Here is a 24,555-nt window from a genome sequence, read left to right as displayed (position 1 = left end):
TCAATATTAAATGGAGATTATGATGACTAAAACAATTTGTAAGGTGCTGACGCCTTCTCTACAAATCAGTAACGCTGTAAAAATTAGTAAAGTCAGAGTGCACTGGTACACAACCAGTAATGGCTTTACTCACATCACAGGCTTACAACTTAAATGGAGTAACAACAGCACAGAAACTGACTGGTCAGAAATGATTGGTGATGGACAGCCTGGAAGAATGCCAGAAGGGGTGACATTCGCTTCCAACATCAATACTTTTGCCCTTGATAAAGGCGATTTTATTAACGAAGTGATTTGTGTATATGCGCCCCCAGGAGGAGGCCAAGATACTGCATTAAATGGTATTAAGTTCACCACTAAAGATGGCAAGAACTCTGGTTACTATGGCCGCGAATTTTCAGAAGGTGCGACTAATAGCACGTTTAGTATCGCGCACCCAGAAGGGCAGCTCTATGGTATTTCAGGCAGCTATGATGGTGGTTCGATACGTACAGTCGGCTTTACTGGCAACTTTAGAACCAGTGATATTAAGGATGATTAAATAGGCTTAATTCAGCAAGGAAGTTGGAGAAAATAGCCTCCAACTTCCTTCCGCTGCTTGATGGAATATTACCAGAAGATCATTAAGCATTGCTTCTCTTAAAGTAATCATTAGGGCTTACCCTCCTCAAGCAAAACTGATTTCATTAAACTTTAAAAGGATTTAGAAATATCAGATAACCAACAAATTAATACGGATAAAAGCTACACCGGTACTTGGAATTTTTATGAAAGGCAGAATGACAAAGTTGATACTCTAGCCAATAATTTAAAAATATTTGTTAATAAAAACCTAACTTATAATCAGTGTGCATCAGTCAAATTCTGTGTTTCTAATCCTGAACGAGGTTTCGCTCAAGGCGTAGTTTTTTACTCTACAGGTTCCTATCTTTCGTTATCTCCCGCTTGATAACGTAACATAATCAAAGGTATTTTTAGTGGTTGTGAAACAGTAACTTAAGTAAGAATGTATTCAGAAGGATAAAAAACTAATCTGTAATATAATTATACTCGTCAGCATTTCATTTAACTAACTCAAATGTAAAGTGACAATATGCGCGAATCAAACAACCACTGAATAGCTCGTTGGACAAAGCATTCGCGAATTGACTTCATTGATACTTAAAGGACTATATTATGAATGACCAAGTTAACATTAAACCTGAAGATATTGAAACGGAGGGTGCTATTTCTGTAACGGAAGACAGAATTCAAGCCTTAAACTCATATATTGACATTAGAGCAAGTGGTTGCAAAGTGGCAGTTTCAAATGTGAGCACTCATGGTACGATTATCACTGTAAGTGGTGTAAATCCATACAGTTCAATAGAGTTTTCAATGAACAGTAGATATCGCGGAAAATATTCATTAGCTGAACAGAACTGGTTTAACTTTAATTCGGCAAGGAAAGATATTTATTTCGACAATAAAGTACTCGTCAGGCCGACGGGGTATAGAGGTGCGAAAAGCAGCGCGATTGTATTTACAGAAAGTCCAGATAGAACAAATACAGGTACTAGTTCAAAGGAGATAAAAACAGACTTTTCTATTGTTAACTTGCATGGGTCAATCGATGACCCAACGCTAATTATACGCTGGTAACTTGGCTTAGTTAAACCACTAAAGGAATAGCTAGCAATGGATCTGTAGCAGGCCAAATTTAACGATGGCCTGCTATTATGTATCAAAACACACCTATACAGGCCCAATGCTGAAAGTCAGCTCCTAAATACCCAACCTGCTAAAAACTCAGCTACCACTAAAAACCATTGAAAACACAAAGTAAGTTAGGCTAGCATGCTTTAACAGCTCATAAAAACAGCACTTGATACTGTGGCACTCATCCCTTTTGCATTCAAAGCCGGTACAGAGACACTTGTCGATATCAGCGAAGTCCCTCGTGGCAAAGCTTGTGCCTGTGTTTGTCCATCCTGCAATATTCCCTTAATCGCCAGACACTGCACAGAAGACAGAGAAGATCACTTCGCTCACGACCCCGCATTTAAAGATCATAAAGACTATATAGATTGCGATTTTTCGCTGCATGTCGCGATGAGGTTAATGCTAAAACAACTGTTAGCCGCTGCTACAGCGATAGCTTTACCTGATCACAGTATTAAAGATCCGTACACTAAAAAACTGTTAGACGTCACGCAGGCCCAAACCTTAACGTACCAGAGCATTGCAATAGAGCAGGCTGGGTTCGATGCAGTGATTAGCAAAGATAACTATCAGCTAGGGATCTTCATTAGCTATCACCCCCGCCGAAGCAGCATGCCGCAAGCCAGCGGCAATATCAAAGGTATAGTGCAACTAGACATCACTCACATTGAGCATATAAAGCAAAAAAGTCAGGTATTAAACAGCAAGAAGTTTTTAGACTCATTAATAGCAGAGCAATCAGAGATTAAAAGTTGGTACTGGCATGTAAACCAGGACGCTTGCCTTAATGCCTGCAAACGAGAGCATCTACAGCAAGAAGCCAAGAAAAACGAACTGCTGAACAGTGACAACCAGTATTACAGCGATACCGTTAAACGGCGGGCAAAAAAATACCAAGAAAATACAGCGAACATGATTACAACAGCAGGAACTAAAACGGTATACCGCTGCTATACATGCCGTATAGATTATCCAAAGACAAACGCCACTAATACCTGCCCAGTCTGTGAACATGAGCTATGGCAGACAGAAACGCCAGTTTATAGAAATCAAGAAGACTAGATAAATGTATAACAATTGATATACATAACTAGGGGTATTACTTATATGAGCTGTAATCAACTTTGTACCATTATCAACAACTCTATTTGTATGAACCTGTGTGCAATGGGGTTAGAACCTAGCGGCTATCGTGTAACCAAGCTGGGGAGCTACTGGTTACTGACCCATTCAGAGCTTAAAGAGCCGCTAGCACGGCTACATGAATCGGAACATATAGCTGTAGAACAGCTTCAGAAGCACTTGTTGAATCTTGATAAAGTTACACAATCAAAAATTTAATATTGTAATCCTACCTCTTAGAGCCAATTAAAAATTTTGCGGTTGTCTCCTATACTGAGTTGTTGCTTACTATCTTTAGGAAGGGAAATGAATAAAGATGATGCTTACAAAAATGCATACCCTTTAGTAGCAGGGTTAGTAGATAGACAAATGTTGGCGTGCCGTCCTGTAATAGAGCTGTACTCAAGTCGTTTTACTGAAAAGCAGCACTTACAGTATATTGCTTTTGTCCTAGGAGTTATTGAAAACCATTGTAAGGAAGAGTTAAGTGTCTTAGTCAATGAATTTAAACTTACAGACTTTTTAATTTACTATGAGGACAAAATAGGAGGTGGACTTTTATACCATTGGAAAGAAATGCTTGTTAATGAAACCTTTCATCGAGAAAGGTCATTAGGATATGATTCAGTCAACATGATTACTGAATCTAACCGAAATCCTGAAGACGTATCAAAAGAATATTTAATTAAGGCGCTTAATATTAATGTGTAATGCAGCCACTGATGAAAACTCAATAACAACTGTCATCGCTAGGCTAAGAATATTAATCATACTGTGGGCCATAAAATCAGAGTCTACAAACTAAACATATTTTTATCCAAATCTACGTTACAGCTTCAACACCTGATCTGCGGTACACACCCCCATTTGGTTGTGTACTGCTTTGTCAGTAAATCCCTTCGCATCGACCACTTTTGCTCTGCGCCTTGTGCGGCTAAAAATAGCGTATCGGTGCCATAACGCTGATTAATATCATCGTAAGTAAGCATAAGTTTGGGGTTAGAGGTACTGCCACTAAACAGATCTAACTGGGCGTTAGTGGTACTGGCCAAATCAATCAACCCCACACCGACTTTGTAGTACCGCACACCAGGACGGAATAGCTTAGGGATCACTTTAGACACCGCAGCGCTTAACTCAATCGTACTGTCAGTTGGGTAGGGAAAATGCACCACGGTTTTAAAGCTTTGCGGCCTTTCGTCATAAGGGGAGTTTGAAGCAAAAACTAGCATACTCTTACAGCTTGAACCCTGCTGGCGCGCTTTAGTAGCGGCAATAGCGGCATGCTTGCACAGTGCTTGCTGCAGAGCCTCGATATCCGTTATTCGCTCACCGACACTACGCGTCGAGAAGATCTGCTTTTTATCTGCACGCGCTTCATCCCATTGCTTACAGACTTGGCCGTTTAGCTCACGAACAGTACGTTCGACCTCGATGCTAAATTGCTTACGCGCTAAACCTGCTGGCATATTGGCAAGATCTAACGCGCTATGGATATTCATCAGTGCTAGCTTTTTAGTGATCTTCCGACCAATGCCCCAAACGTCACCGGCCTCTAGTTGATGCAGTACTGCCAGTCGCTTCGATTCATTATCAAGAACACAAACCCCGTTATAGCCAGCGAGCTTTTTAGCGGCGTGGTTTGCTACTTTTGATAGCGTTAACGTGGCACCAATACCCACACAAACCGGTAAGCGTGCTTCTTTCCACACCGCTCGCCTTATTCGTTGGCCTTGTGCTTCTAAACATGGGATTGCAGGGTAGCAATGCGCAAAAGACAAGAAGGATTCATCTATCGAGTAAATGTGCTGCTCAGGCGAAAAACGGCCGATGATCTGCATCATCTTAGCGGAGAGATCACCATAAAGTTCATAGTTGGATGAAAGCGCGATAACGCCTTTCTTTTGGCAAAGATCTTTGATTTGAAAATAGGGCACAAACTTAGGTACACCAGCTGCCTTTGCTTGGCGATTGGCCGCTACCACACAGCCGTCGTTATTCGACAGTACAATAACCGGCTTACCACGCCAATCAGGACGAAATACTTGCTCGGCACTGCAGTAAAAGGAATTGGCATCGACTAGGGCAAACATAACGATTAACCGTTAGCGGCTAACAATGGGCTAGCGCGGTGACAGCGAACAGAACGGATCACTACGCCTTCAATTGAGAACTCGTCATATTCATGGATAGGTACCGGTTGATGCCGTTCATTAGACGAGAGTAGCAGTCGTGATCGGGTATCAATAATCTTGCAAACAAACTCGCCGTTAAGGTTAGCGACTATCACGTCGCCATTACGCATTTATTCATGGCGATCGACGATAAGAATGTCGCCATCAAAGATCCCAACGCCCTGCATTGAATAGGCTTGGGCTTGCCCGATAAAGAGCGCTAGGGTGAACAACCAAGGCTTAAAGGCAGCTGACAATAGTCAGCTGCAGGGCTTTAGGGAGTAGCAACGGGTTTAATAAAAGCCGTTAACCTATTTAGGACTAGAAAAACACGCAAAATAGCGCTTGAACCTATATATAAATACTTTAACTCTAAGTCAAATTATTATTGTCAGAACTAAATTTAACTCATAGCTATGAGTGGGTTAACCCCATCACTAACGTGTAGATCCAATTAAAGCTGATGGCGAAATCGGTGTACTAATTTTTGCGCTATGCAAGGGCTTAAACCAAAGTAATATCACTGGAAAGACAATAATGGTTAATCCTGTGGCGATGAGTAGGCCGCCACTAACACTTATACCGAGCGGTTTTAATATATCTTGACCAGGGCCAAAACCGACAGCGAGCGGTAACATCCCTGCAAATGTAGTCAAATTTGTCACTAACAGTGAACGAAACCGTCGACTGATACTTTGGCCTATGACGTTGATCGAATTTTTACCTGGCGCCTGGTTCTTTTGGTAAAAATCGAGTATTAATATTGAGTTATTAACGGATAACCCGACTAAAATCAACATACCCAACATGGAGTTTAGTGACAAAGTACTTTCAAATACGTAAAGAGAAACTACGCTACCAGTGATGCCAAACAATACAACGGACATCACGGCCAATGAGCGAGCAACCGTTTTAAAGTGGTATAAGACCACTAGAAATACAGACACGATTGAAAATATGAACGCCGTAACTATGGATTCCAGACCTTTAACCATTTCTGTACTAGGGTTGGTTTCTGCAAAGGAGTTATCTCCTAATTCAGCCCTCAACAGGGCAACTAATTGGTCTATTTGTGCTTCAGTTACTCCAGGATTACTCCATAGTTGCAAACTGAAAGTAGGTCTGGTGTTGACCGAATAGAATTCTCGCCAGCTGCGGGTAGCCGATAACGTAACCAAATCGCCGATAAAAGCTTTGTGACCATTGATCTCATACGGTGTGTCCAAGATATCAAATGCTTTTGTAGACTGTTCTGAGACACTCAGGTATACAGGAAAATCTCCTTGTTCCGTTGTTATGTCGGTCAGCTTTTGTGGCGCAACTGCATGTTTGACGTAAAGGGTCAGTTGGTCAAGCTCTCGAGCAAAACCTCGGTCATCTAGCAAGCTGTCAACGGTGGTTGATTTTAGATTCAGATTTACTTCATCGACTTGCCTGTCACTAGGCTTAATTTTAACTCTATTGATATTTTGCGACGCTTTTACAATAGCTTTAGCCCGTATGAGTAGCGTGCGGTTTTGACTGTCGCTTGCAGAGGTGAATAGTAACTCTCTGGCAGGGTAGTCTTTGATTTTCAATGATGATGTTATCCAGGGTTCATAGCTTAGTTCGGCATTAAATAGTTTTTCATCTATGCTGGACAATGCTTTGAGTAACTGCGCATTGTCGTCGTAGTTTTTAACGTGCAGCGATAGATAGGCATCATTTTTGCGAACGTCAATGTAAATGAATTTGAGTTTGTCGGCTGCTAATTGTTCTATTTCCTGCCGTAGAGGGCGAATAATCGCCATTTTCCGATCAGGCGCTAAACCAGTAGCATTAAATAGCACATGCACGTCAATGATTTGCGCTTTGGGCTGGGCGACCACTTCGAGGTCAATTTTAGGTATAAGTTCAACAACCGTGTAAATGCAAGCCGACAAGATAACAAAAGGAAACACCCACTTAGCCGTTGGAATGACATTGATGAGACGTAAGAAATAAACGCTGATGCCGTTGTTGGACTGACCTGATAGTTTGGATTGTGCTTGGGGTTTGAGCACCAAAAATAACGCTGGAATAAAAAATAAGCTGACAAATAATGATGTGACCAAGATTGAGACCGTGACCAATGCTAAATCTTTTAATAGTGTAGCGGTCAAAGGCTCAGTAAAAGCAAGCGGTAAAAAGACCACAATAGAGGTTAAAGTCGATGTAATGATGGAAGGCCTAATTTCATTTGTCATTGACTGGATCAGTCGTAACAGGTCTATTTTTCCTTTATTCTGTTGTTGCTGGTAGACCAAGCTGTCGATGACCAGAATAGAGCTATCTACTACCATACCAATGGAGATACTCATTGCACCAAGAGATAATAAATTAATACCGACGCCCAATACTCTCATGACCAATATTGAGATCACCAAACACAGCGGCATTGAGATACAGATGAATAAAACACTGGATAGTTTTCTGTAGAAACACAATACCACTACAGCCGCTATGGCCATACCTAATGCGATGGCGAGCAAGATATTGATAATTGCTTCTTCAATAAACTGTTTAGGGTTGTTGATGACCAAAATATCGGAGCTCTCCCTGGAAAAGCTTTGAGTCAATTCAATAAATTGACGTGATACTTCATACATATTGGCACCAGGTTCAGGCCAAATAGCAACGGCTATTACCTCTTCATCATTAAAATAGAAAAAACGGTCAGCGTCTTTTTTCTCTAATCTGACGTCGGCGATATCTTTAATCAACAGTTTGTTACCAGCTATTGATTTTAGTTCAATGGCGCTAATTTCTGCCACCGAGGTATAACCGAGTTTGAAGTTGATACCGATGTCACCGGTGTCTTCACTTTTTAGCCTACCTAAGTCAATATCGACTTCATTGAAAGTTAACGTGTTGATCACAGTAGCAAGCGAGACCCCGTACTTCATCATGGCATAGGGTTTTAATTTAATTAAAACTTGCTGGGATGATGCGTCTGAAACCCAAGCCGCCCCCACGCCTTCAATGCCTTCAAGTTTGGGGATAAGAGCATTTTTAATCAGGCTGCTCAGGGCTGCTGTGTCTAATTGGGTCGATTTAAAGGCAACATAATTTTCAGATGCTGGGTCAAAAAAGTCGACCCGGGTTGCGGGTAGGTATTTCGGTAATTGCGCTTGATAAAATGACGCAATGGTTTCGACATCCCGTTTGGCGGATTGTGAATTAGCGTTCCAAGAAAAATTGACGAAAAAAACCGCTTTTCCTCGTGTGTAGGTTGCTTCAACGTCTTCAACATTTTCGATAGTGCGAAAGGAACGTTCGATTTTTTGGCCGTAATTAATGTAAAAGTCGTGACTATCCTGGCTAAAATTCTGGGTCACCCGAATGGTTGGTTTATCGATGGGTGGATAAATTGAGATCGGTAATTGAGTGGCAATTCCAGTTCCCATCACCGCCAACAATAAAAAAAGATAAATGATGAAAACTGGTCTGGTGGTAATCAATGAACCCATGACGACAATACTCTGTGATTTAAAGCGTTGTTTTAGCGCCAGCATCAATCGATACTTTTGCTAATACGCCAGGTTTAAGGAAATTGACACAGCGACTATCTTTAAGACAGTTGGTAATATCAAAGTCAATCTCGACACGAACTCCAATGTTCGGTCCACTTTCACTATGCTCAAAAGCAATCACTTTTCCCTTGATGGCAAAGGGGGTGCCGTCAGGATCCAAGGAGACTGTCACTGGTTTACCAATAAACAAAGGTGCAGTATCTTGGCGATGAATATGGCCTACCATGAATAAATCTAGCTTGTTAGCCAGTTTGGCAATCTTTTGGTAACGAGCCACTTTATCGCCTTGTCTAACATAGGTTTTGGCGACTAGGGTATTATGTGACAGGGTAAATTCTTGCTGAACCGTCAACGTCGGATCCAATGGGAAAATACTGAACATGAGTTGTGTACCGTCAATCACTTGCCCGGCATGAATGTTCATTTTATTGACAATTCCATCAAATTTGGCGACCAACAAATGATGCTTCTTATAACCACTAACGGCGATAAAACTGACCGGTTTTTCAATGCTGCTTTTTGCCATTACTGTGACTATAAAACAGCTAAGCAAGATGGTCAGTAGCAGTAAAACTCTTTTTAACATGGTTAAAATCACTCTGTAAAAATTGAAAATGCAAAAGCGAGCCTTGCTACAGGCTTGCTTTTTCATGAGTTTGATTAAAATGGGTCTAACCGGTCAAAAGCGCTTCGTCAAATGTTTGGACAAACACTGAAGGTTGGTTGTAAACCTTGGCACTGTTGGTTTTGGCGATAAAAGCATTGACCACAATATGAGATTGCAGTAACAACACATCAACACTGTTGACCATGAAGTATTCACCCACTGACAGTTGTCCAATAATCGATAAATTTGGATTAATCTTGCTGTCTGCCGATATCGAAAAATTGGTTTTTGGATCAATGCGCACGCCACCGAAGGGATGAATAGTACATAACCCTTGATCAACCATTGAGTGGATCAGTGACTGGCTCAATTTGTCACAATGACGTTTTATACCAGTACAGTTAATCACCACATCAAACCAACTCTCTTGGCCATTTTGATATCCAACCCGGTAGCCTTTTTCGACATCATGGTTGATGTCTTTTAGCCCAGAGGATACTTCCAGTTTGCCAGTTTGGATCAATTGCCTGATCCTGCCGTCGCTACTACCAGGCATTGTTAACCGGAGTAATACCCAAGCTTCAGCATATCGCTTGAAGAACAGGTTTCGGTCTGCTTCTGATAGGCGTTTCCAGACAAAAGAAATCGACTCGCTGGCTGCTAACAATACTTCTCTCATGTTACGAACTTGCTCTTCATCGCCATCAAACACTTGATTTCTAGCACCATTGAATAATCCAAAGATCCCCAGTTTGATACCCGCTGCCTGCAAGTCTTGATTAAGTAAACGAGCCACCGCTTTGAGTGATATTGGCTCGCCAGGCTGGGCCAGTTTGGCAATGTTTTGTTCATTGAAATAGGTCAACTCTATGATATGGAAGGCCAAACCTGCTTTGGAGGGTAAACCACTATTGCGAGAAAGCATGGTTATTTCGGCGTCAGGTTGCATTTCGCTGATTTGGATAGCCAAGTCAACCGCCGTCAATCGAGTGCCGATTAATGCCACTTTCACCCCTTTTTTAAGGGCGTTAAATTGGTTAGCAGGATAAGGATTCGAGTAATATCCGGAAGTGCCTATAAGATCATATGGATCAGCCTTGGTATCGTTGCCAACACACGAAAAAATGTGATCGTATTCGAAGTAATCACCTTCGCAGGACAACAAGCACATCTTTTGACCTTCACGTCTCATGTCTGTTACGGTGCTATTCAAAAGATTGACGTCACAATTTAGTTGCTTTGCTCGGACTTTCGAATGTTGAAAAAGCCAGCTTAAAAATTTTCCAAAATAATGTCTGGGCAAATATGTATCATCAATAGGGTAATCTAACTCAACAAATTGTTGTTGATTTATCCATGCTAAAAAATCGCCTTTTTCTGTGACAAACATCCTGCGAGTCGTCCGGTTAAGCAACAGCATGTTTGATTCATAACGATAAGCCAAACCAGGTCCAAAACGACTAGACTTTTCAAATACATCGATCGATACGTGACCCAACTTTTGTTGTTCAACCGCTTTGATCAAGTTCACTAGTATTGCTGTACTGGCCAGCCCAGCTCCTATGATACAAATATTAACTGACATCCTGACTCAACTTATAATTTCTAAAACCGAAAGAATTTTGTGCCATGGTATAAACGCCTACTGCTATTACCATGGCTATACAGGCACAAACAACTGAAAAGCCCAATGAGGCCTCGAAACCGTTTCTATTGAGTGCTGAAGCGCCCAAAGTGCTAACTGTAATAAAAAATGAATTACACACCAGCTTTATAGAAGCGAGCCTCCCTTTAATTTGAGGTGGTGATATTTGCTGTAACGTAGTACTCCACACAACGGTCGACATCGTTAAAAAACCGCCAAATAGTGCAATCAGTGTGATAACTACGATGTCAGGAAACTGCAGCCAAAACGCAACAAAGGTTAATCCTGCCGCCATAATTGAAAGCACTGTCATATCTAGGCGTATACCCAATTTCTGCTTACGTTTGACTATATAAAAACCAGCCAATATCGCACCAGCAGCAAAACTCATGTCCAATATGGTTAACCACCTTTCAGCCGAATCATAATTTCGTCTGACGACAGGAGCCAACATGAGGTTAAAGAGGCCAATAAAAGCAAAATCAAGTGCCCCTATGATGTAAACCCCCATCACAAAAGGGCTCTTTTTGATGAAATCAAAAACGGTTTTCCAACTGGCTTTAGCCACTTGATTTGAGGTTTTGTCTAGTCCTTTAGGTTTCAATTGCCAATAACCTACCAATGACAACAAGTAACAGCCGCCAACACAGGTGATCACCGCATGCATACTAGCAAGCTCAAGCAATACACCAGCCAACACCATTCCGACTATCTGGCCTACTTGAAGAGCTATCGAGATATAGCTGTTGATTTTTTCATATTGGTCACTACTCACAACCTCTGGTACGATGGCAAACGTCGCAGCACGAAAGAAGGGACGACAAAAATTGATCACTAGTGCCAACCCAAATAGCAGCCCAGCAGGTAACGATACCTGAGACCATGTTAGGCCTACGACCGCCAAAAAGACGGCTGAAATTAATGCTGCATTGATGACCAAAACGCGTTTAGGCGAATAGCGGTCAACAAAGCTGCCTGAAAAGCCTTGCAATAACAACGAAAACACAAATTCGCTGGTAAATGCCAGTGCAAAGGCCAATACACTGTCGGTCAATTCGTACAACATCATCCCCAATGCCAAGGTAAACAACCCTTTGGCGACATTGGTAAAAAATTCACTGATAACTAGTTTTAACATGATGTTAGTGCTCTATAACGGGTTGTGACCACGTTAACTTAAGTGTCAACATAGCTGCGGCTCTTTGCGCGTTGGCCAACGCTTCGTCACTGTCTCGACCGACAGCCACAATCATTGCCGCACGACTGAAACTGTCCTTGAACGACCCCATTCTACTACCGGGCTCTTTCATCAGTTTAACTTCTCTTACGTACTTAATCCCTCTAACTTCTTCGACGTTTTCAATCGATTGCAATGATGCGTTGTCATCTAGGTTGGCACACAGAAACCATACGGCAGAGGCCTGTTCAGCGACGATAGTATCGGGCAACAGTGGCATTATTTTTGTGCCTGTGGCTTGTTTGGCATAGAGTTGATACAAATCAACATGAGTTGAAAATTTGACTAAATCGGTAATTCGGTCACCACCTGCTCGAGTGTGGGTTTCGATAATTTGAGGCCCCTTGGCCGTCAAAATAACCTCGGTATGGGTTAATCCTTGGATCACTTCCAGTGCGGTTAATACCCGGCTGACATAATCATCAATGGATTGATGCTCACTGTCGGTAATACGGGCAGGCACAACATGCCCCATTTCAACGAAGGTTTTGTGGTCAATGAACTTTTCTGTAACGGCTACAATTCGGTGCTGACCATTTTCTGAAATGGCTTCTACACTGAATTCTCGACCTTGTAAATATCCTTCGATGAGCACTGGAAAATCATCTCCACAGGCTTTAAGCCTCGTCAGAGCTTCAGCTGCCTGATGTGGATAATAGAGGATTGAGATCCCACTGCTACCCGTTCCAGCATAGGGTTTTACAATGGCAGGAAACGTCATCTGGTTTATATACCGGTCAAAACTCTTTTCGTCTTGTGCCAGATGACACTCTACTTGTTCGATATTGGCTGCTTGTAACACTTGGCGTGTTTGATATTTATCATGGGCCAATTCAGCAAGGCGGCTATCGACGCCATATTGAACATCAATCGCTTCACTTATCGCGATTGCCAAATGTTGAATATCATCGTGATAGGTGCAGATACCATCAAAGGCACGACAATTGTGCAATGCAACGACTATATCAACAATGTTTTGAGTCGACATGTCACTATAATAGTAAATGGATTGGTAGGGCAGGGTCAGATCAACCGCAAATGCACTGCTTTTTTTCATCAACCAAACTATTTCATAACCTAACTCAAACAGGGCTTTGTGTCCGGGGCGACAAGCACCTATCAATAATACTCTTTTCATCATAAATTACCTCTAAGTCATTATATTACGTTATTTATCACGGAGTTAACCTGCTCTACAGTCTCTCCTTTGGCCATGATATAGCCTAACCTTTGTCCTGAATGGGTCGCTCGACTCGCCGCTTTCCATTGTGAATCTGGTTCTAATGAGATACGGATAATTGATGGTTCACTGATTCCGACCACTTGCGGCCGTCTGAGGTTGTGGGTGTCAGGCATAATAAATCGAATTGCAGCTGCCGGGCTTCTGGTTGTTGGAGGAGCGGAGGGCAATGATAACAAATGAATGATTGTTTCTTTGATCTGACTGATGCCTGTAGTGATCTCAGTTAGCTCCCAAATTTGGTCTCCGCCGATGCGAATTTGCGACTCGATGATATAGGGCCGACCATTCCAAATTTTGATTTCGGTGTGAGCAGGCCCAGTTTGGTGCTCTATCAGGGTCAATAAACGTAAAACCAAGGCATAGATCTCATCAGACAGCTGTATGGGCAAATTAGCTGGTTGACAATGTCCTTCTTCGACAAAAAATGGAGGGCCTTGCACTTGTTTTTGCGTGATCGCAACTATTTGATGTTCGCCAGAACGAGAAATTGTTTCTACGCTGATCTCATTTTGACTGTCGATATAGGTTTCTGCAATTAATGGGTCACTAGAGTATTGGGCTGCATGATCATAAGCATCGGCAATTTGATCTTCGGTTTCAATCAAACACACCCCGGCACTGGCTGCTCCTCTACTGGGTTTGAGGATGATGGGCAATGACTGTTTTTGGCAAAATTCATATAACTGTTCTAGCGATGAAATTTCACTGTATAACACGGTGCTGATGCCAGCCTTTGCAATGGCTGCTCTCATCGCCAATTTGCAACGGGTCAATGCCAGTGCAGTGCCTCCAATGTTGGACGGTATCGACAATATTTGGGCTATTTCGTGAGTGACTTCCTGTGTAAACTCTAAAAAAGTCACTACCGCATCAATCGGTCGTTTTCGGTGGATTTCAATCGCCAGCGCCATGACCTTTTGTATGATGTCCGGTTGTACCATTTCAGCTTGGGTAATTGGTAGTTCGACATAGTGGCTGGCCGATGCTTGTTGTCTATCCGTGGCCAGATATTCCAGTTGGATCAGTGAATAATCTTGTCCCAGCTGGTTAATTCGCGCCGTTGTGTGATCTTTTGCTCCAATGAGCAAAACGTGCTTTCTCTGTGTCATAATAATCCATTGGTACCAATAGAGCGCTAGCACTTATTGTTAAAAATAAGCACCATCTATTCAGGTTCTTCATTGTGTTAGGTCGCGAGCAAAACCCCTTGAGGGGTCACTTAACCTAATTAATTTTGGGGCGATTTAATGAGATTACCGCTTGAGTGTTGTCATAACTGATCGGCGTATATTGCTGACAGATATAATCAAAATCCACCTCAAGGGCTTTCGGACAAGGGTTTGTCACCAGTACTTTACCGGCGAAATCCAGATTACTGGAGGTATTAGCCAACTCCTGATCGGCATCGACATACCATTGTATATCGAAGTCACTACTTATTTTCGGGTGATGGAGTTGTTTGATTTTACCGTCTCTTTTGGGGAGTACGGCATAGAAGAAAGGTATGGGTTTGAAGTTTTGTGCAGGTTCGAGCAAATGCTGAGCATTATTTCCCATTTGCACTGTCAACTCGATATCATACAGATTGAATCCAAGCCAGTTTTGGTAAATAGGCACGATACTCAGACCAGGTGAGCGAGCGGCAACTTCAAGGAAAACTAACTCGCCGTCGGTTTTCGCAAAAACTTCCATATGAAAACAACCGTTGGGCTTTCCTAAAGCTGTGATACATTTTGCTGAGAAATCATTCAATCGAGTCGCTAGTTCAGTGGCAGGGTCAACTAAAAATGAACCCAATATTTTACCATCTTGGAATTCGGCATTAGGGCAACTGTAACGACAGGCATACTGGAATAGGAACTTACCATTCTGGATCACCATATCGCAGTGGTATAAGATGCCATCAATGAATTCTTCAGCCTGATAAACACAACCGTCATCAGCTGTTTGCGCCATAAAGAGATCAAAACCAGCTTGATTTTCAATTTTGAAAATGCCTCGACTACCAACAGATGAGCAAGGTTTTACTATGTATGGAGTGCCGATTTTATCAGAAAGTGACTGATGGTCCATATCGGGAGTGGAAAAGTCGGTGCCATTAACAAAGTGAGGTACCCGTAATAGTGCTTGATCGACTTTTTCCTTCATTAAGATTTTGTTGCGAAAAAGTGGCATATCGATATTTAGCGGCTCTTGCGCATTAAGCATTTTTCGCAATGTTTTTGCCGTAACAAGATTAGATTCTTGGTTGCAGAAAACGGCATCGATTCGCTCTGTACCACAAACCAAACGAATAGCTTGATAAATTTCTTCAGCACACATTTCGTAAGTCAATGCTTCACAATTGTAATGTTGCGGGACTTCAATGATAGTCGAAGACTGTTTAATTTGGTCAGGCAGGGTATTTTTGTCAACACAAACAACCAATTTATTGATAGATGCGAGTATGCACTCACTAAAAAAATCAAAATTTCTCACACCCAATAAAATTACATTTTTCATACTCTTCCCTGATAGCAAATAATTTTCCATTTTTAACGGCAATGATGAGTCGTTAAGCACTCTATATTCTGGATATATAATTAAGGCGGAAGAAAATTAGTGGAAATGACGTTATAAGTAAAATGAAAAATTTACATATTACCAGGTAAGGAGTATAAAAAACTAAGAAACATAGAAGCAGTGGTTCATTGCTCCAACGCTTTTAATCTAGAGCGAGATCAAAAAATTTAACCACTTAGCTGAAAATATTTCAACATCTAATGCCGTGATGACTTTATGTTCTTTATTCAGAGGCCAAACCTTGAGCCCCTTTTCTTTTACTAACTTATTGAAGCGAGCAGACTGGCCACTTAAGTTGCTGATCCGTTTTTTAACCGCGGGGTCATTAGGAGGATATTTAGGGGTTAGGCTCATGCTATTTGAAACAGATTAAAAAAATACGGTGACTCCAGCACAGGGATTCCTGTTTCATTACACCATTGTTGGCTCATAAGTAAGGTCACCCTAAAGGCGTTATATCAAGCATTTAGTACATGAATACAGGTAACTGGGCGACAACTCTAAGACCAAGTAATTTCAGTTGATGGTAAATACTTCTCGCCCGTCAATAGACTGTCGATTGGACAACTGAAAACAGATGCCAAGTCAATAAGATTTGAAAATCAGCTGCATTAGCGCTGGATGCCACATTGAATAAGAGTTCTGTTAAATATCTCTAGGCAACGGTTCTGCTTATTTACAATAACAGGTAATCCACTAAAAATATTTTTATATAGAACTAGGTTAGAACGATCTTGATAGTCTACTTTCTTGAGGAATATCAACTTGTTCAATAGGGATATTAATGTTCAATTTATCAAGCATTTTTTTGAAATCTTCAACACTAAATTGGCTTTTTTCTGATGTGGACACCAGACCGAGTATATCACCAGAGCCGTCAACCACAGACCTAATACCAGCAACCACATCGTCTGCAGGGTCAAGGAAATTAAGTGTTGGATATAAGGTCGTAAAGTAATCCCAAAGCCAGGGTAAATGGGTACTAGAAAGGGTGAAAGTGTCCATTGTCGGATATTGAACCAACAGGGTATCAATATACCGCTTTACTGTTTCTTTTGTTTTTTCTTGGTTAAATAAAAATTCACCAGACTCCACTAAATGGACCAATTCAGATGCATCAAAACTCTTCGCTTGCTGACCTTTAATGACATTATTCTCAATATAACGAGTCATTTGTTCACTACAAACCAAAGATTTAACACCCAGTACGCCAACTAGTGAAGAAGTTGAAATATCAAGGGCTTTTTTGACAGGAGGATAAACACCAATAATTGGCACGTCAATCAATTCTCTGACCTGTTCCAACACTGTAACAGAGGGCACGTTCGATGCCAATACTATCAATTGTGGTGAATAGTTATCCTGTAAAAAATTCATTGCACTATAGATGAGGGATAACAACTCAGGCTGGGTTTTGTGACCATAAGGAAAAGACGCACGATCTGCCAAATAAACAAGATCGGCTTTAGGAAAAGCTTTTCTTAGCTTTTCGGTGATTGAATAACTACCTATACCGGCATCAAATATGGCAATGGCTTTTTGCATGTATATGACCTTAAAAATTGAAGCGCTGTTTAGAATAACAACACGCTGATAATAGGCAACGTATCAGGCTTAACGATTCTTTCATTCTTAAACTTAAGCGAGAGCGCCCTTTTCAAGGGCGCTAAAAGTGGCATTAACGAAAGACATAACTCTTTGGCATGCATGTCATGGCCAAAGAGTTTAACTACTATTAAATTAGAAACAAGTAGTTATACCAATAAAAGTAACTTATTGGTGGTAAATTTAGAACAGGCGACCTAGTTGATTAAGGTATTAGCTTTGTGGTCGAAGTGTAGTGGTCAAGAAATATTGGCCACAGTCTTAGAGTTTAACCAGAACAATCATTCTGATTCATTGGGCGAAGCACCACGACTTTTCTTTTAATGAAAATGAAAGGGAAGCTTCATCAGTGTAACGAGGATTGGTGCATTTCCGCGTTAAGCATCAAACCGCAAGAGGACAAATTGAAACACCAGTTAACCAGTGTAGATACGGCTGAAGCCGTCGAAAACATGGCCAATTCTGTTCCATACATAATTTGGCATTCCCTCCGTCCATGGAGGTCTGATGTTTTCGTTGAGCATACAGGGACGTACTTGAAGCGTGCTTTAGCAGTGTCTGCACATACCCTGCGGGAGGCAATTAATATTCACGAGGCCACTAGTTCAATTAGGTTGCTTGGTAACACCAGTCAAAATGTAATTAGTCTTCATTCGAAGGCTAACCCATATAGGTACAAAAATGAGGCAACTTTCCAGTATTAGAAGTAGTTTCAAGGAACTTGAAAGAGGCAAAGTGCAGATAGCGCAGACAGGATTAACTAAGCAATAGTCAAAAGTAAACAAGTTAGGGTATAACCTAGTACACCCTAACTTTAACGAAGCAACCCAATTAAGCTTTAACGAGCTTATCTAAATCCGCTGGACGATAGTACACCGACTTAAGCACCTTACCTTGGCGAACAATCTTACCGGCCATATCAACATCCTTAGCGCACTTAGCGATAATGAAATCACCTTTTGTGCTACCAACAATCTCTACGCCTTGCTCAGCGTAAAAAGCAACTGTCTCTGCCAGCTCTTGCTCGTTGCGACACACTTTGCTCATGTTGCTTGAGTGCACTTCATCCCAGCAAGTCACAAAATCGATTTCACGGTTTTTAGCCACATGTAACAGCAGGTCAATCACGTAGCTTATCTCAACACGGTCGGTCAGTTGAGTTGCACCTAAGTGCACTAAACGGCCCATTAATACATAAACGGAGTCGACAATAGCGTCAGCTTGTTCCACTCGGCTGTCGGCTTCAGCAAGCTCGGTGAGCTCCTCGATAGCAAGGGAGGTGTGCAGAGTATCGGCTTTATCATCCAGTGTTGATTCATCTTCAATCGGCAAATCAAAGGTTGCCCGAAACTCTCTAATATCACGGTAAAGGTGGTCGTAGAGTGGTTGATCTAAAGCGGATAGTTTCATTGGTATTGCCCTTGGCGCTAATATTCAAAAATTGACGCCATAGTAAAGAAATGAGCTTAAAAATGAAAGCTTGCTCAATGAGTCTGCTGACTCAAGGCTATGTTGTTATGTTAAGGCTTGGAATTAGCAAGCTAATCCTCGCTAAGGCCTGAAAATAGAAACGCCATGATAGTGGTTAAAATACCCACTTCAACATCTTTATTGGTGCTTTGCTGACCATTAATATTGTGTGCATCTTGCTCTTCTCTCGCTTCGCGTGCTCTGTCTGCACCTGTAATGAAAGGTTCTGCAACGGATTGAGTTTGTTGCACACTGCATCCCGTTAAGGCTGGCATAACCAATAAAATTGCAACAAGCAGACATGTTGCTGTAGTGCGGTGCTCCATGCTGCTGACTAAGAAGTTGTCATGTGCTTTTGCAATCATTTAGTTCTCTATTTTTAAGTGCTCAACAACCAGAGAGATCAGTTCATTGAGTAGCGGCTGCAGCGAATCTGCGCTGATATCTAATGCTAGCCAGCCATCGGTGCTCATTATCTCTAATGAGGTGATGATAATTGGCGGTTGAGCTGTTTCATTCGGCATCTTCACAGCTAATTGCCCAGCGATCCTAAAGATACCTTTTTCGGTCGTAAGGCGACTGATATTAAACACTTGCATTGCGACAGTACTTTTACTGAATGATGCTGCTCACCATAAAATAATTATTCACACAATGAAAGAAGATGCAGCTTTGTTAGAAAAATTTCCAACTTGAGCCACTTTTTTCTGTTTCTAAAAATTATTTTGCAAATATGTCTGTCAGCCTTAAAAACTATATTTTTTGCATAATAAGCTGTCATGGAGTGACTAGGTTGAATGGTTAGTCTGTTCTGTAGTGGATGTAGGTGTTACTGAAAGGGGGGCTGAAGCTAGTTGGCTGGACGCTGATGTTGCATTTATGTAAGGATTGTCGGCTTGCTAAATCAGTTGCCAGTCAAAGAGGCGATATAACCTAGCAAAAGATAACAATAATAAAAGGATGTTGTATGACCTCAAATAATGACGCTAATCCGTCACCCACTGAAGAGAAACCGCAACATAGGTTACCTTCATTATTCGATGCATTGCTGCCTATCATCGCGCTGGTGATTATGCTGACCGCTGCGGTGTATCTATTCTCATCTGATAGCTCCTATGGTGCCAACCAGATTGCATTGATCATGGCGGCGTGTATCGCTTTGGTGATCGGTTGGAAAAATGGCTATAGCTGGAACGAGATGGAGAAGGGGATTGTACGCAGTATTGGAGTGGCAACTGGTGCCTTACTTATTCTGTTTACGGTCGGTTCGCTAATTGGTACTTGGATTTTAGCAGGCACTGTACCGACGATGATCTACTACGGCATGCTGATCCTTAATCCTGAATATTTCTATGCAGCTTGTTGCTTATTATGTGCAGTGGTCGCTATTAGTATCGGCAGTTCTTGGACTGTAGCGGGCACCTTAGGTATTGCATTAGTCGGCGTGGCATCAGCCATGGGACTCAGTGTTGAAATTACTGCTGGTGCCATTATCAGTGGCGCCTATTTTGGTGACAAGATGTCACCGATGTCAGACACCACTAACTTAGCTCCGGCAGTGGCTGGGACTGATATTTTCTCTCATATTCGTCATATGGTGTGGACCACCGTGCCGAGCATCATTATTGCGCTGATTATCTTTTTGTTCATAGGTTTAAACAGTGAAGCGACGACCAATAGCAGTAACTTTGAAACGACCTTGTCCTTGATAGAAAGCCAGTTCGCGCCGGGCTTACACCTGTTATTGCCATTGTTGGTGGTGTTGTTTCTAGCCTATAAGAGAATGCCTGCATTCCCAACGGTGATCATCGGCACTATTGCAGGGGCTATCTGCGCTGCAATCTTTCAGTTTGATGGGGTGGTTGCACTTGCACAAGATGAAACACTATTGCCTGTTGTTGCATTGGTGAAAGGCATTTGGATCGCCATGTTTAACGGCTATAGCGCGAGTACTGGTGATGAGGTATTGGATAGTTTATTAAGCCGCGGCGGTATGAGCAGTATGATTAATACGGTGTGGCTGATCTTATGCGCAATGACATTCGGTGGCATCATGGAAGTGACAGGTCTGCTTAAGCGCATACTGCAGGGCATTTTAGTAGGGATTAAATCAAGTGGCAGCCTGATTATTACTACCTTAGCCAGCTGTATTGGCGCTAACTTGATCACCGCCGATCAGTTTATTGCCATTGTATTGCCGGGACGTATGTTAAAAGTAGAGTACGCCAAGCGTGGCTTGGCACCAGTGAACCTGAGTCGGGCATTGGAAGATTCAGCCACTATTACCAGCCCACTGATCCCTTGGAATACTTGCGGCGCCTACATGGCGAGCACCCTTGGCGTTGCGACAATCGCCTATCTGCCTTACGCATTTTTTAACTTAGTTTGCCCGTTTATTAGTGCGGCTTATGCCCATTATGACTTTAAAATTGAGCGCTTAGAGCCTGAATTAGAGGAGGCAATCGCGTAACCCATTTGACTGTCAGATAAGGCCGAGCATTTTAATATGCTTGGCCTTTTTTATGGGGCATTAATTCTCTATTTGCCACTGTCTTTGGTTATTCATCTCGGAGACCAACACTTGGAAGCTATCTTGATTTTGCAGGTAGTCAAAGCTTGGGTGAAGTAGTAATAGCTCGCTGTTGAGTAAGCCCTGATTGATCGCCTGGATCAGATAACGCAAGCTATCATCAGTTTGCCGTTGATGTGCGTAAATCAGCGCCAATGACAAGCTGTCTTCAGCTCTATCAGAGCCGTTAGTGAGCCGGAGTTTGTATTGCTCAATCAGTGATACTGCAGCGAGATCTTGCTGGCTTAGATAAAGCAGTAATTTGGCATGTTGGCGAGTATGGTGATTGCTGCTGTTAATGTGTGGAGCAATCGTTTTGGCCGCCAATTCAAACTGCTGCTGATATAAATAGCTTTGCGCCAGACCATAGTGATATTGGAACTGCTGCGGATGCGATAATAGTAACTGGCTAAAGTGATTTTGCGCCGCAGTTAATTGCCCCTGTTGTAGCAACCAAATCCCAAGAGTGGTGTTGCCAAGTACAGAGTCAGGTTGCAGCAGTAGTGCTTTGTCGAGCCATTGTCGAGCTTGTGAATATTGGGTGAGTGCGAGTAAGGTTTGTGCCTTGTGCACCATGCTGACGCTGTTGGTGTTATCTCTATCGAGTGCTTTATTGTTCCAATATAACGCCCGTTGTAGCTGCCCCATTTCTCGATAAATAAATCCTAAGTTCGACATGGCTTCGCTAAAATCACTTTGCTTTTGCAGCGCCTTTAGGTTGGCATTGGCGGCTTTGGTTAACCAGCCCTTATTGTAGTAAGCCAGCCCTAGTGCTTTATAAGCTTGAGCTAAATTGGGATCGAGTGCTATCGCTTTATAGGCGGCATCTATGGCTAACTGTTGCCAATGATTATCACCATTAAACTGAAATACTCCTTGGCTGTAGGCATCTGATAAACCAGCGTAAGCTTTAGCCATATTGGGATTGATCTCTATGGCGGATTTGAACAGTTTGATAGCATTTAAGTTATCTGCTTGGCGATAGCGATGATAGTAATCTAGCGCCTTACGATAGAGCTCATTATCAAAGCCTTGGGCTTGTTGCTCAGCCATGGTTTCGCTGACAGATTTGGGAATATTGTGGCTAGAGGAGATAAGCAGGGCGATGCAGGCAAACAGTACCACAATAGTGGCAAGCCCTAGTGAGCTAGCCTTCCAGAATAAAGGATACCCTTGGCCAGCTTTAGGGCTGACATAGCTATCATTGGCTAAGCTTAATTTTACGCCTAAAGAGGAGTCGGCAATCGGCGTTTTCTTTATCTCGCCAATCATGCGGTAACCACGGCCTCTGATCGCTTCGATATATCTAGGTTGTGAGGCATTATCTCCTAATGCTCGCCTTAGTAGTTTTACCCGTTGCTTTAATGTTTCATTGCCTACTACAGTGTCGGGCCAGACCTTTTCGACCAGTTGCTGTTGGCTCAATATTGCAGGAGAGGCCTGTAAAAGCGTGCAAAGTAGCTGATAGCTTAACCAAGGCAGTTTAAGTTCTTCGGTGTCATTGCGAACAAGCGTTCCAAGTTGGGTATCTAACTTAAAGTCAGCAAATTGGTAGTGATAATTGATAGTGCCATCCTATAGCGTGCCAGTGATTGGCCTTTACCTTGGTAAATGATATCTACTGCATACTTATAACTTAAATGCAGAGAGTTTTAGCATCAGCTTGAGCCTATACTCCATATCTACTTTACCCATGTTTCACCAACTGACAACTGCTTTCACCAAGCTTCACTAAGATTTACTTAGCCTTTCACCAAGCAATTTGAGGCCGTTCTACAAAAAAAGCCCTGTTAGTTTGCACCAACAGGGCTGCTCTATAGATATGTTGAGCTAGAGCTTAGCGAGGAAAAGGGTTAGCGTTTTGCGTATTTATCGATGAGCTTTTCAAGGTAAGGCTGGATATTTTTATCTCCCCAATCGAGGTAGCCACGTAAAAAGCCAATTAGGTTGCCGGAGCCGTCAAATACATAAGTGGCAGGTACGATATCAGCCGGCATCACCTGGCCGATATTCATTTCAGGGTCTAGCCATGTTTGGTAGTAACTAAGATCGTGACGTTCTAGGAATGCGGCTACTTTATCACTCTCTTCATCAATCGATATCGGCAGCACGACAAGGTCATTATTGATATTGGCTTGGCGAATTGCTTCCATCTGTGGGATCTCTTTAATACAAGGTGAGCACCAAGTCGCCCACAGACTGACGAGTACCACTTTGCCATCAAATTGTTTGAGGTTTACAGCGTCTCCTTTGGTATCACTAAAGCTAACATCGGGCACCTGTCTTGCTGCACTCATCTCGACAAATCGGGACATGATCATCGGTTTTTCAATCGGTTCACCGGTATCGTAAACTTTATTGGTAGGTACCGATGCCAGTGTAGAAAAAGCCAGACCTAAACTAAGGCTAATAAAAACCACAGAGGAGAGTAGTCGCTGTTTGGCTTTAAAGCCTTTATGCATAAGTGACTTAGTCATGTGAAGTATCCTGAGTATTTTTCGAAACAATGAGTGTTGGTTTAATAAAAAAGAACCCGCCTATAAGCACCATAATTACTAGGCCTAGTGGCAATAGCCAAAGTACAGCGGTATTGCTATTTAGCGGTGGCATATAGCGGATCTTGTCGCCATAGCGAGCAACCATAAAATCGATAATGGCCGCTTTTGATTGCCCCTCTTCTAACATTAAAAATATTTGCCCTTTCAGTTCACTGGCGATCTGGCTTTGCGAGTCGAACAGGTTTTGATTCACCGCCATGGGGCAGCGCAGTTCTCGAGCTATTTCAAAGCCGATGATCTGTTTTTGCTGTTCGCTGTAGTGAGTTGGGGCGTTATGTTCTTGAGCGAATACAGTGATACAGATAAATAGCTGCAGCAACGCTAACACCGCAGTTGTGAAGAGCTTTACAGCAATCATATTATTGAGTGAGTCACTAGGCAGTTTCATTACAAAGCTCCTGGTGCTGGCGGGACTTTACTGCGGAATAGACCAAACTACGCTGAGTAAGAAAAATGGTAGTCAATCCACCAATCATCATTAGTAGCGCACCGAACCATATCCAGTTCACTA

Annotated in this window: 22 protein-coding genes and 1 pseudogene; 6 read left to right on the top strand and 17 right to left on the bottom strand. The window is 42.3% G+C overall.

All coding sequences use genetic code 11. The features are described from left to right. The first annotated feature begins 19 nt into the window (after positions 1–19). From SWP_RS20855 to SWP_RS20835, 5 genes are all read left to right on the top strand, one after another. On the top strand, positions 20–541 hold the full coding sequence (locus SWP_RS20855; RefSeq protein WP_143711218.1) for a jacalin family lectin: 522 nt from the start codon (positions 20–22) through the stop codon (positions 539–541). Positions 542–1,176: 635 nt separating this feature from the next. After that, positions 1,177–1,641, top strand: coding sequence for a hypothetical protein (locus tag SWP_RS20850; RefSeq protein ID WP_020914650.1), 465 nt, complete (start codon positions 1,177–1,179; stop codon positions 1,639–1,641). A gap of 231 nt (positions 1,642–1,872) precedes the next feature. Beyond that, entirely contained in the window at positions 1,873–2,763 is an 891-nt protein-coding gene (locus SWP_RS20845; protein WP_020914649.1) for a hypothetical protein, read from the top strand. A 45-nt stretch (positions 2,764–2,808) separates the two neighbouring features. After that, entirely contained in the window at positions 2,809–3,042 is a 234-nt protein-coding gene (locus SWP_RS20840) for a hypothetical protein (protein ID WP_044556156.1), read from the top strand. An 87-nt stretch (positions 3,043–3,129) separates the two neighbouring features. Next, positions 3,130–3,534 carry a hypothetical protein gene (locus SWP_RS20835; RefSeq protein WP_020914648.1) on the top strand — a complete coding sequence of 135 codons (405 nt, stop codon included), beginning with the start codon at positions 3,130–3,132 and terminating at the stop codon, positions 3,532–3,534. Between the two features lie 125 nt (positions 3,535–3,659). On the opposite strand, the gene SWP_RS20830 is transcribed toward SWP_RS20835, so the two are convergent. The 13 genes and pseudogenes from SWP_RS20830 to SWP_RS20760 form a co-directional block, all read right to left on the bottom strand. Beyond that, positions 3,660–4,916 carry a Y-family DNA polymerase gene (locus tag SWP_RS20830; RefSeq protein WP_020914646.1) on the bottom strand — a complete coding sequence of 419 codons (1,257 nt, stop codon included), beginning with the start codon at positions 4,914–4,916 and terminating at the stop codon, positions 3,660–3,662. 5 nt (positions 4,917–4,921) lie between these two features. Beyond that, positions 4,922–5,271: pseudogene (locus tag SWP_RS20825) on the bottom strand (LexA family protein); the annotation flags it as partial. 163 nt (positions 5,272–5,434) lie between these two features. Further along, a complete protein-coding gene (locus tag SWP_RS20820; RefSeq protein ID WP_020914643.1) occupies positions 5,435–8,530 on the bottom strand; it encodes an efflux RND transporter permease subunit in 3,096 nt (1,031 codons plus the stop codon). After that, on the bottom strand, positions 8,505–9,134 hold the full coding sequence (locus SWP_RS20815; protein WP_044556155.1) for an HlyD family secretion protein: 630 nt from the start codon (positions 9,132–9,134) through the stop codon (positions 8,505–8,507). Before SWP_RS20815 ends, SWP_RS20820 begins: the two co-directional genes overlap by 26 nt. Positions 9,135–9,219: 85 nt before the next feature. After that, on the bottom strand, positions 9,220–10,740 hold the full coding sequence (locus tag SWP_RS20810; protein WP_020914641.1) for an FAD/NAD(P)-binding protein: 1,521 nt from the start codon (positions 10,738–10,740) through the stop codon (positions 9,220–9,222). Then, positions 10,730–11,938: an MFS transporter gene (locus SWP_RS20805; RefSeq protein ID WP_044556154.1), complete on the bottom strand. Its 1,209-nt coding sequence runs from the start codon at positions 11,936–11,938 to the stop codon at positions 10,730–10,732. Before SWP_RS20805 ends, SWP_RS20810 begins: the two co-directional genes overlap by 11 nt. Positions 11,939–11,942: 4 nt before the next feature. Next, positions 11,943–13,178: an ATP-grasp domain-containing protein gene (locus tag SWP_RS23115; protein ID WP_020914637.1), complete on the bottom strand. Its 1,236-nt coding sequence runs from the start codon at positions 13,176–13,178 to the stop codon at positions 11,943–11,945. 17 nt (positions 13,179–13,195) lie between these two features. After that, positions 13,196–14,389 (bottom strand): ATP-grasp domain-containing protein, encoded by a 1,194-nt coding sequence (locus tag SWP_RS20795; RefSeq protein WP_044556153.1) that lies wholly within the window; start codon positions 14,387–14,389, stop codon positions 13,196–13,198. Between the two features lie 115 nt (positions 14,390–14,504). Then, the gene (locus SWP_RS20790) at positions 14,505–15,782 is read right to left on the bottom strand and encodes an ATP-grasp domain-containing protein (RefSeq protein ID WP_020914634.1); all 1,278 of its coding nucleotides are present in this window, start codon (positions 15,780–15,782) and stop codon (positions 14,505–14,507) included. 783 nt (positions 15,783–16,565) lie between these two features. Beyond that, a complete protein-coding gene (locus SWP_RS20780) occupies positions 16,566–17,387 on the bottom strand; it encodes a glutamate racemase (protein WP_020914632.1) in 822 nt (273 codons plus the stop codon). An 891-nt stretch (positions 17,388–18,278) separates the two neighbouring features. Beyond that, on the bottom strand, positions 18,279–18,857 hold the full coding sequence (locus tag SWP_RS20770; protein WP_020914631.1) for a nucleoside triphosphate pyrophosphohydrolase family protein: 579 nt from the start codon (positions 18,855–18,857) through the stop codon (positions 18,279–18,281). A gap of 131 nt (positions 18,858–18,988) precedes the next feature. After that, positions 18,989–19,282 (bottom strand): hypothetical protein, encoded by a 294-nt coding sequence (locus tag SWP_RS20765; RefSeq protein WP_020914630.1) that lies wholly within the window; start codon positions 19,280–19,282, stop codon positions 18,989–18,991. Next, positions 19,283–19,516: a hypothetical protein gene (locus SWP_RS20760; RefSeq protein WP_020914629.1), complete on the bottom strand. Its 234-nt coding sequence runs from the start codon at positions 19,514–19,516 to the stop codon at positions 19,283–19,285. Positions 19,517–19,884: 368 nt separating this feature from the next. On the opposite strand from SWP_RS20760, the gene nhaC reads away from it, so the two are divergent. After that, the gene (gene nhaC, locus SWP_RS20755) at positions 19,885–21,387 is read left to right on the top strand and encodes a Na+/H+ antiporter NhaC (RefSeq protein WP_020914628.1); all 1,503 of its coding nucleotides are present in this window, start codon (positions 19,885–19,887) and stop codon (positions 21,385–21,387) included. A 60-nt stretch (positions 21,388–21,447) separates the two neighbouring features. On the opposite strand, the gene SWP_RS20750 is transcribed toward nhaC, so the two are convergent. From SWP_RS20750 to SWP_RS24660, 4 genes are all read right to left on the bottom strand, one after another. Beyond that, entirely contained in the window at positions 21,448–22,968 is a 1,521-nt protein-coding gene (locus SWP_RS20750) for a winged helix-turn-helix domain-containing protein (RefSeq protein WP_228371172.1), read from the bottom strand. A gap of 371 nt (positions 22,969–23,339) precedes the next feature. Next, entirely contained in the window at positions 23,340–23,963 is a 624-nt protein-coding gene (locus SWP_RS20745) for a TlpA family protein disulfide reductase (RefSeq protein ID WP_020914626.1), read from the bottom strand. Next, entirely contained in the window at positions 23,956–24,432 is a 477-nt protein-coding gene (locus tag SWP_RS20740) for a cytochrome c-type biogenesis protein (protein ID WP_020914625.1), read from the bottom strand. The genes SWP_RS20745 and SWP_RS20740 overlap by 8 nt, the downstream gene beginning before the upstream one ends. Next, positions 24,419–24,553 carry a hypothetical protein gene (locus tag SWP_RS24660; RefSeq protein ID WP_266197796.1) on the bottom strand — a complete coding sequence of 45 codons (135 nt, stop codon included), beginning with the start codon at positions 24,551–24,553 and terminating at the stop codon, positions 24,419–24,421. The genes SWP_RS20740 and SWP_RS24660 overlap by 14 nt, the downstream gene beginning before the upstream one ends. Between the last annotated feature and the right edge of the window lie 2 nt (positions 24,554–24,555).

The sequence above is a fragment of the Shewanella piezotolerans WP3 genome, from assembly GCF_000014885.1.
GTDB classification, from domain to species: Bacteria; Pseudomonadota; Gammaproteobacteria; order Enterobacterales; family Shewanellaceae; genus Shewanella; species Shewanella piezotolerans.
The sequence above is the reverse complement of the archived record's forward strand: the minus strand, read 5'-3'. Positions and strand labels throughout refer to the sequence as shown.

What these genes read in the sequence shown, in the direction of transcription:
- SWP_RS20780 (WP_020914632.1), bottom strand. Translation starts at nt 17,387, where the DNA reads ATGCAAAAAGCCATTGCCATATTTGATGCCGGTATAGGTAGTTATTCA.
- nhaC (WP_020914628.1), top strand. Translation starts at nt 19,885, where the DNA reads ATGACCTCAAATAATGACGCTAATCCGTCACCCACTGAAGAGAAACCG.
- SWP_RS20830 (WP_020914646.1), bottom strand. Translation starts at nt 4,916, where the DNA reads ATGTTTGCCCTAGTCGATGCCAATTCCTTTTACTGCAGTGCCGAGCAA.
- SWP_RS23115 (WP_020914637.1), bottom strand. Translation starts at nt 13,178, where the DNA reads ATGATGAAAAGAGTATTATTGATAGGTGCTTGTCGCCCCGGACACAAA.
- SWP_RS20740 (WP_020914625.1), bottom strand. Translation starts at nt 24,432, where the DNA reads ATGAAACTGCCTAGTGACTCACTCAATAATATGATTGCTGTAAAGCTC.
- SWP_RS20840 (WP_044556156.1), top strand. Translation starts at nt 2,809, where the DNA reads ATGAGCTGTAATCAACTTTGTACCATTATCAACAACTCTATTTGTATG.
- SWP_RS20795 (WP_044556153.1), bottom strand. Translation starts at nt 14,389, where the DNA reads ATGACACAGAGAAAGCACGTTTTGCTCATTGGAGCAAAAGATCACACA.
- SWP_RS20765 (WP_020914630.1), bottom strand. Translation starts at nt 19,282, where the DNA reads ATGATTGCAAAAGCACATGACAACTTCTTAGTCAGCAGCATGGAGCAC.
- SWP_RS20745 (WP_020914626.1), bottom strand. Translation starts at nt 23,963, where the DNA reads ATGACTAAGTCACTTATGCATAAAGGCTTTAAAGCCAAACAGCGACTA.
- SWP_RS20835 (WP_020914648.1), top strand. Translation starts at nt 3,130, where the DNA reads ATGAATAAAGATGATGCTTACAAAAATGCATACCCTTTAGTAGCAGGG.
- SWP_RS20810 (WP_020914641.1), bottom strand. Translation starts at nt 10,740, where the DNA reads ATGTCAGTTAATATTTGTATCATAGGAGCTGGGCTGGCCAGTACAGCA.
- SWP_RS20805 (WP_044556154.1), bottom strand. Translation starts at nt 11,938, where the DNA reads ATGTTAAAACTAGTTATCAGTGAATTTTTTACCAATGTCGCCAAAGGG.
- SWP_RS20790 (WP_020914634.1), bottom strand. Translation starts at nt 15,782, where the DNA reads ATGAAAAATGTAATTTTATTGGGTGTGAGAAATTTTGATTTTTTTAGT.
- SWP_RS20815 (WP_044556155.1), bottom strand. Translation starts at nt 9,134, where the DNA reads ATGTTAAAAAGAGTTTTACTGCTACTGACCATCTTGCTTAGCTGTTTT.
- SWP_RS20760 (WP_020914629.1), bottom strand. Translation starts at nt 19,516, where the DNA reads ATGCAAGTGTTTAATATCAGTCGCCTTACGACCGAAAAAGGTATCTTT.
- SWP_RS20820 (WP_020914643.1), bottom strand. Translation starts at nt 8,530, where the DNA reads ATGCTGGCGCTAAAACAACGCTTTAAATCACAGAGTATTGTCGTCATG.
- SWP_RS20855 (WP_143711218.1), top strand. Translation starts at nt 20, where the DNA reads ATGATGACTAAAACAATTTGTAAGGTGCTGACGCCTTCTCTACAAATC.
- SWP_RS20770 (WP_020914631.1), bottom strand. Translation starts at nt 18,857, where the DNA reads ATGAAACTATCCGCTTTAGATCAACCACTCTACGACCACCTTTACCGT.
- SWP_RS20850 (WP_020914650.1), top strand. Translation starts at nt 1,177, where the DNA reads ATGAATGACCAAGTTAACATTAAACCTGAAGATATTGAAACGGAGGGT.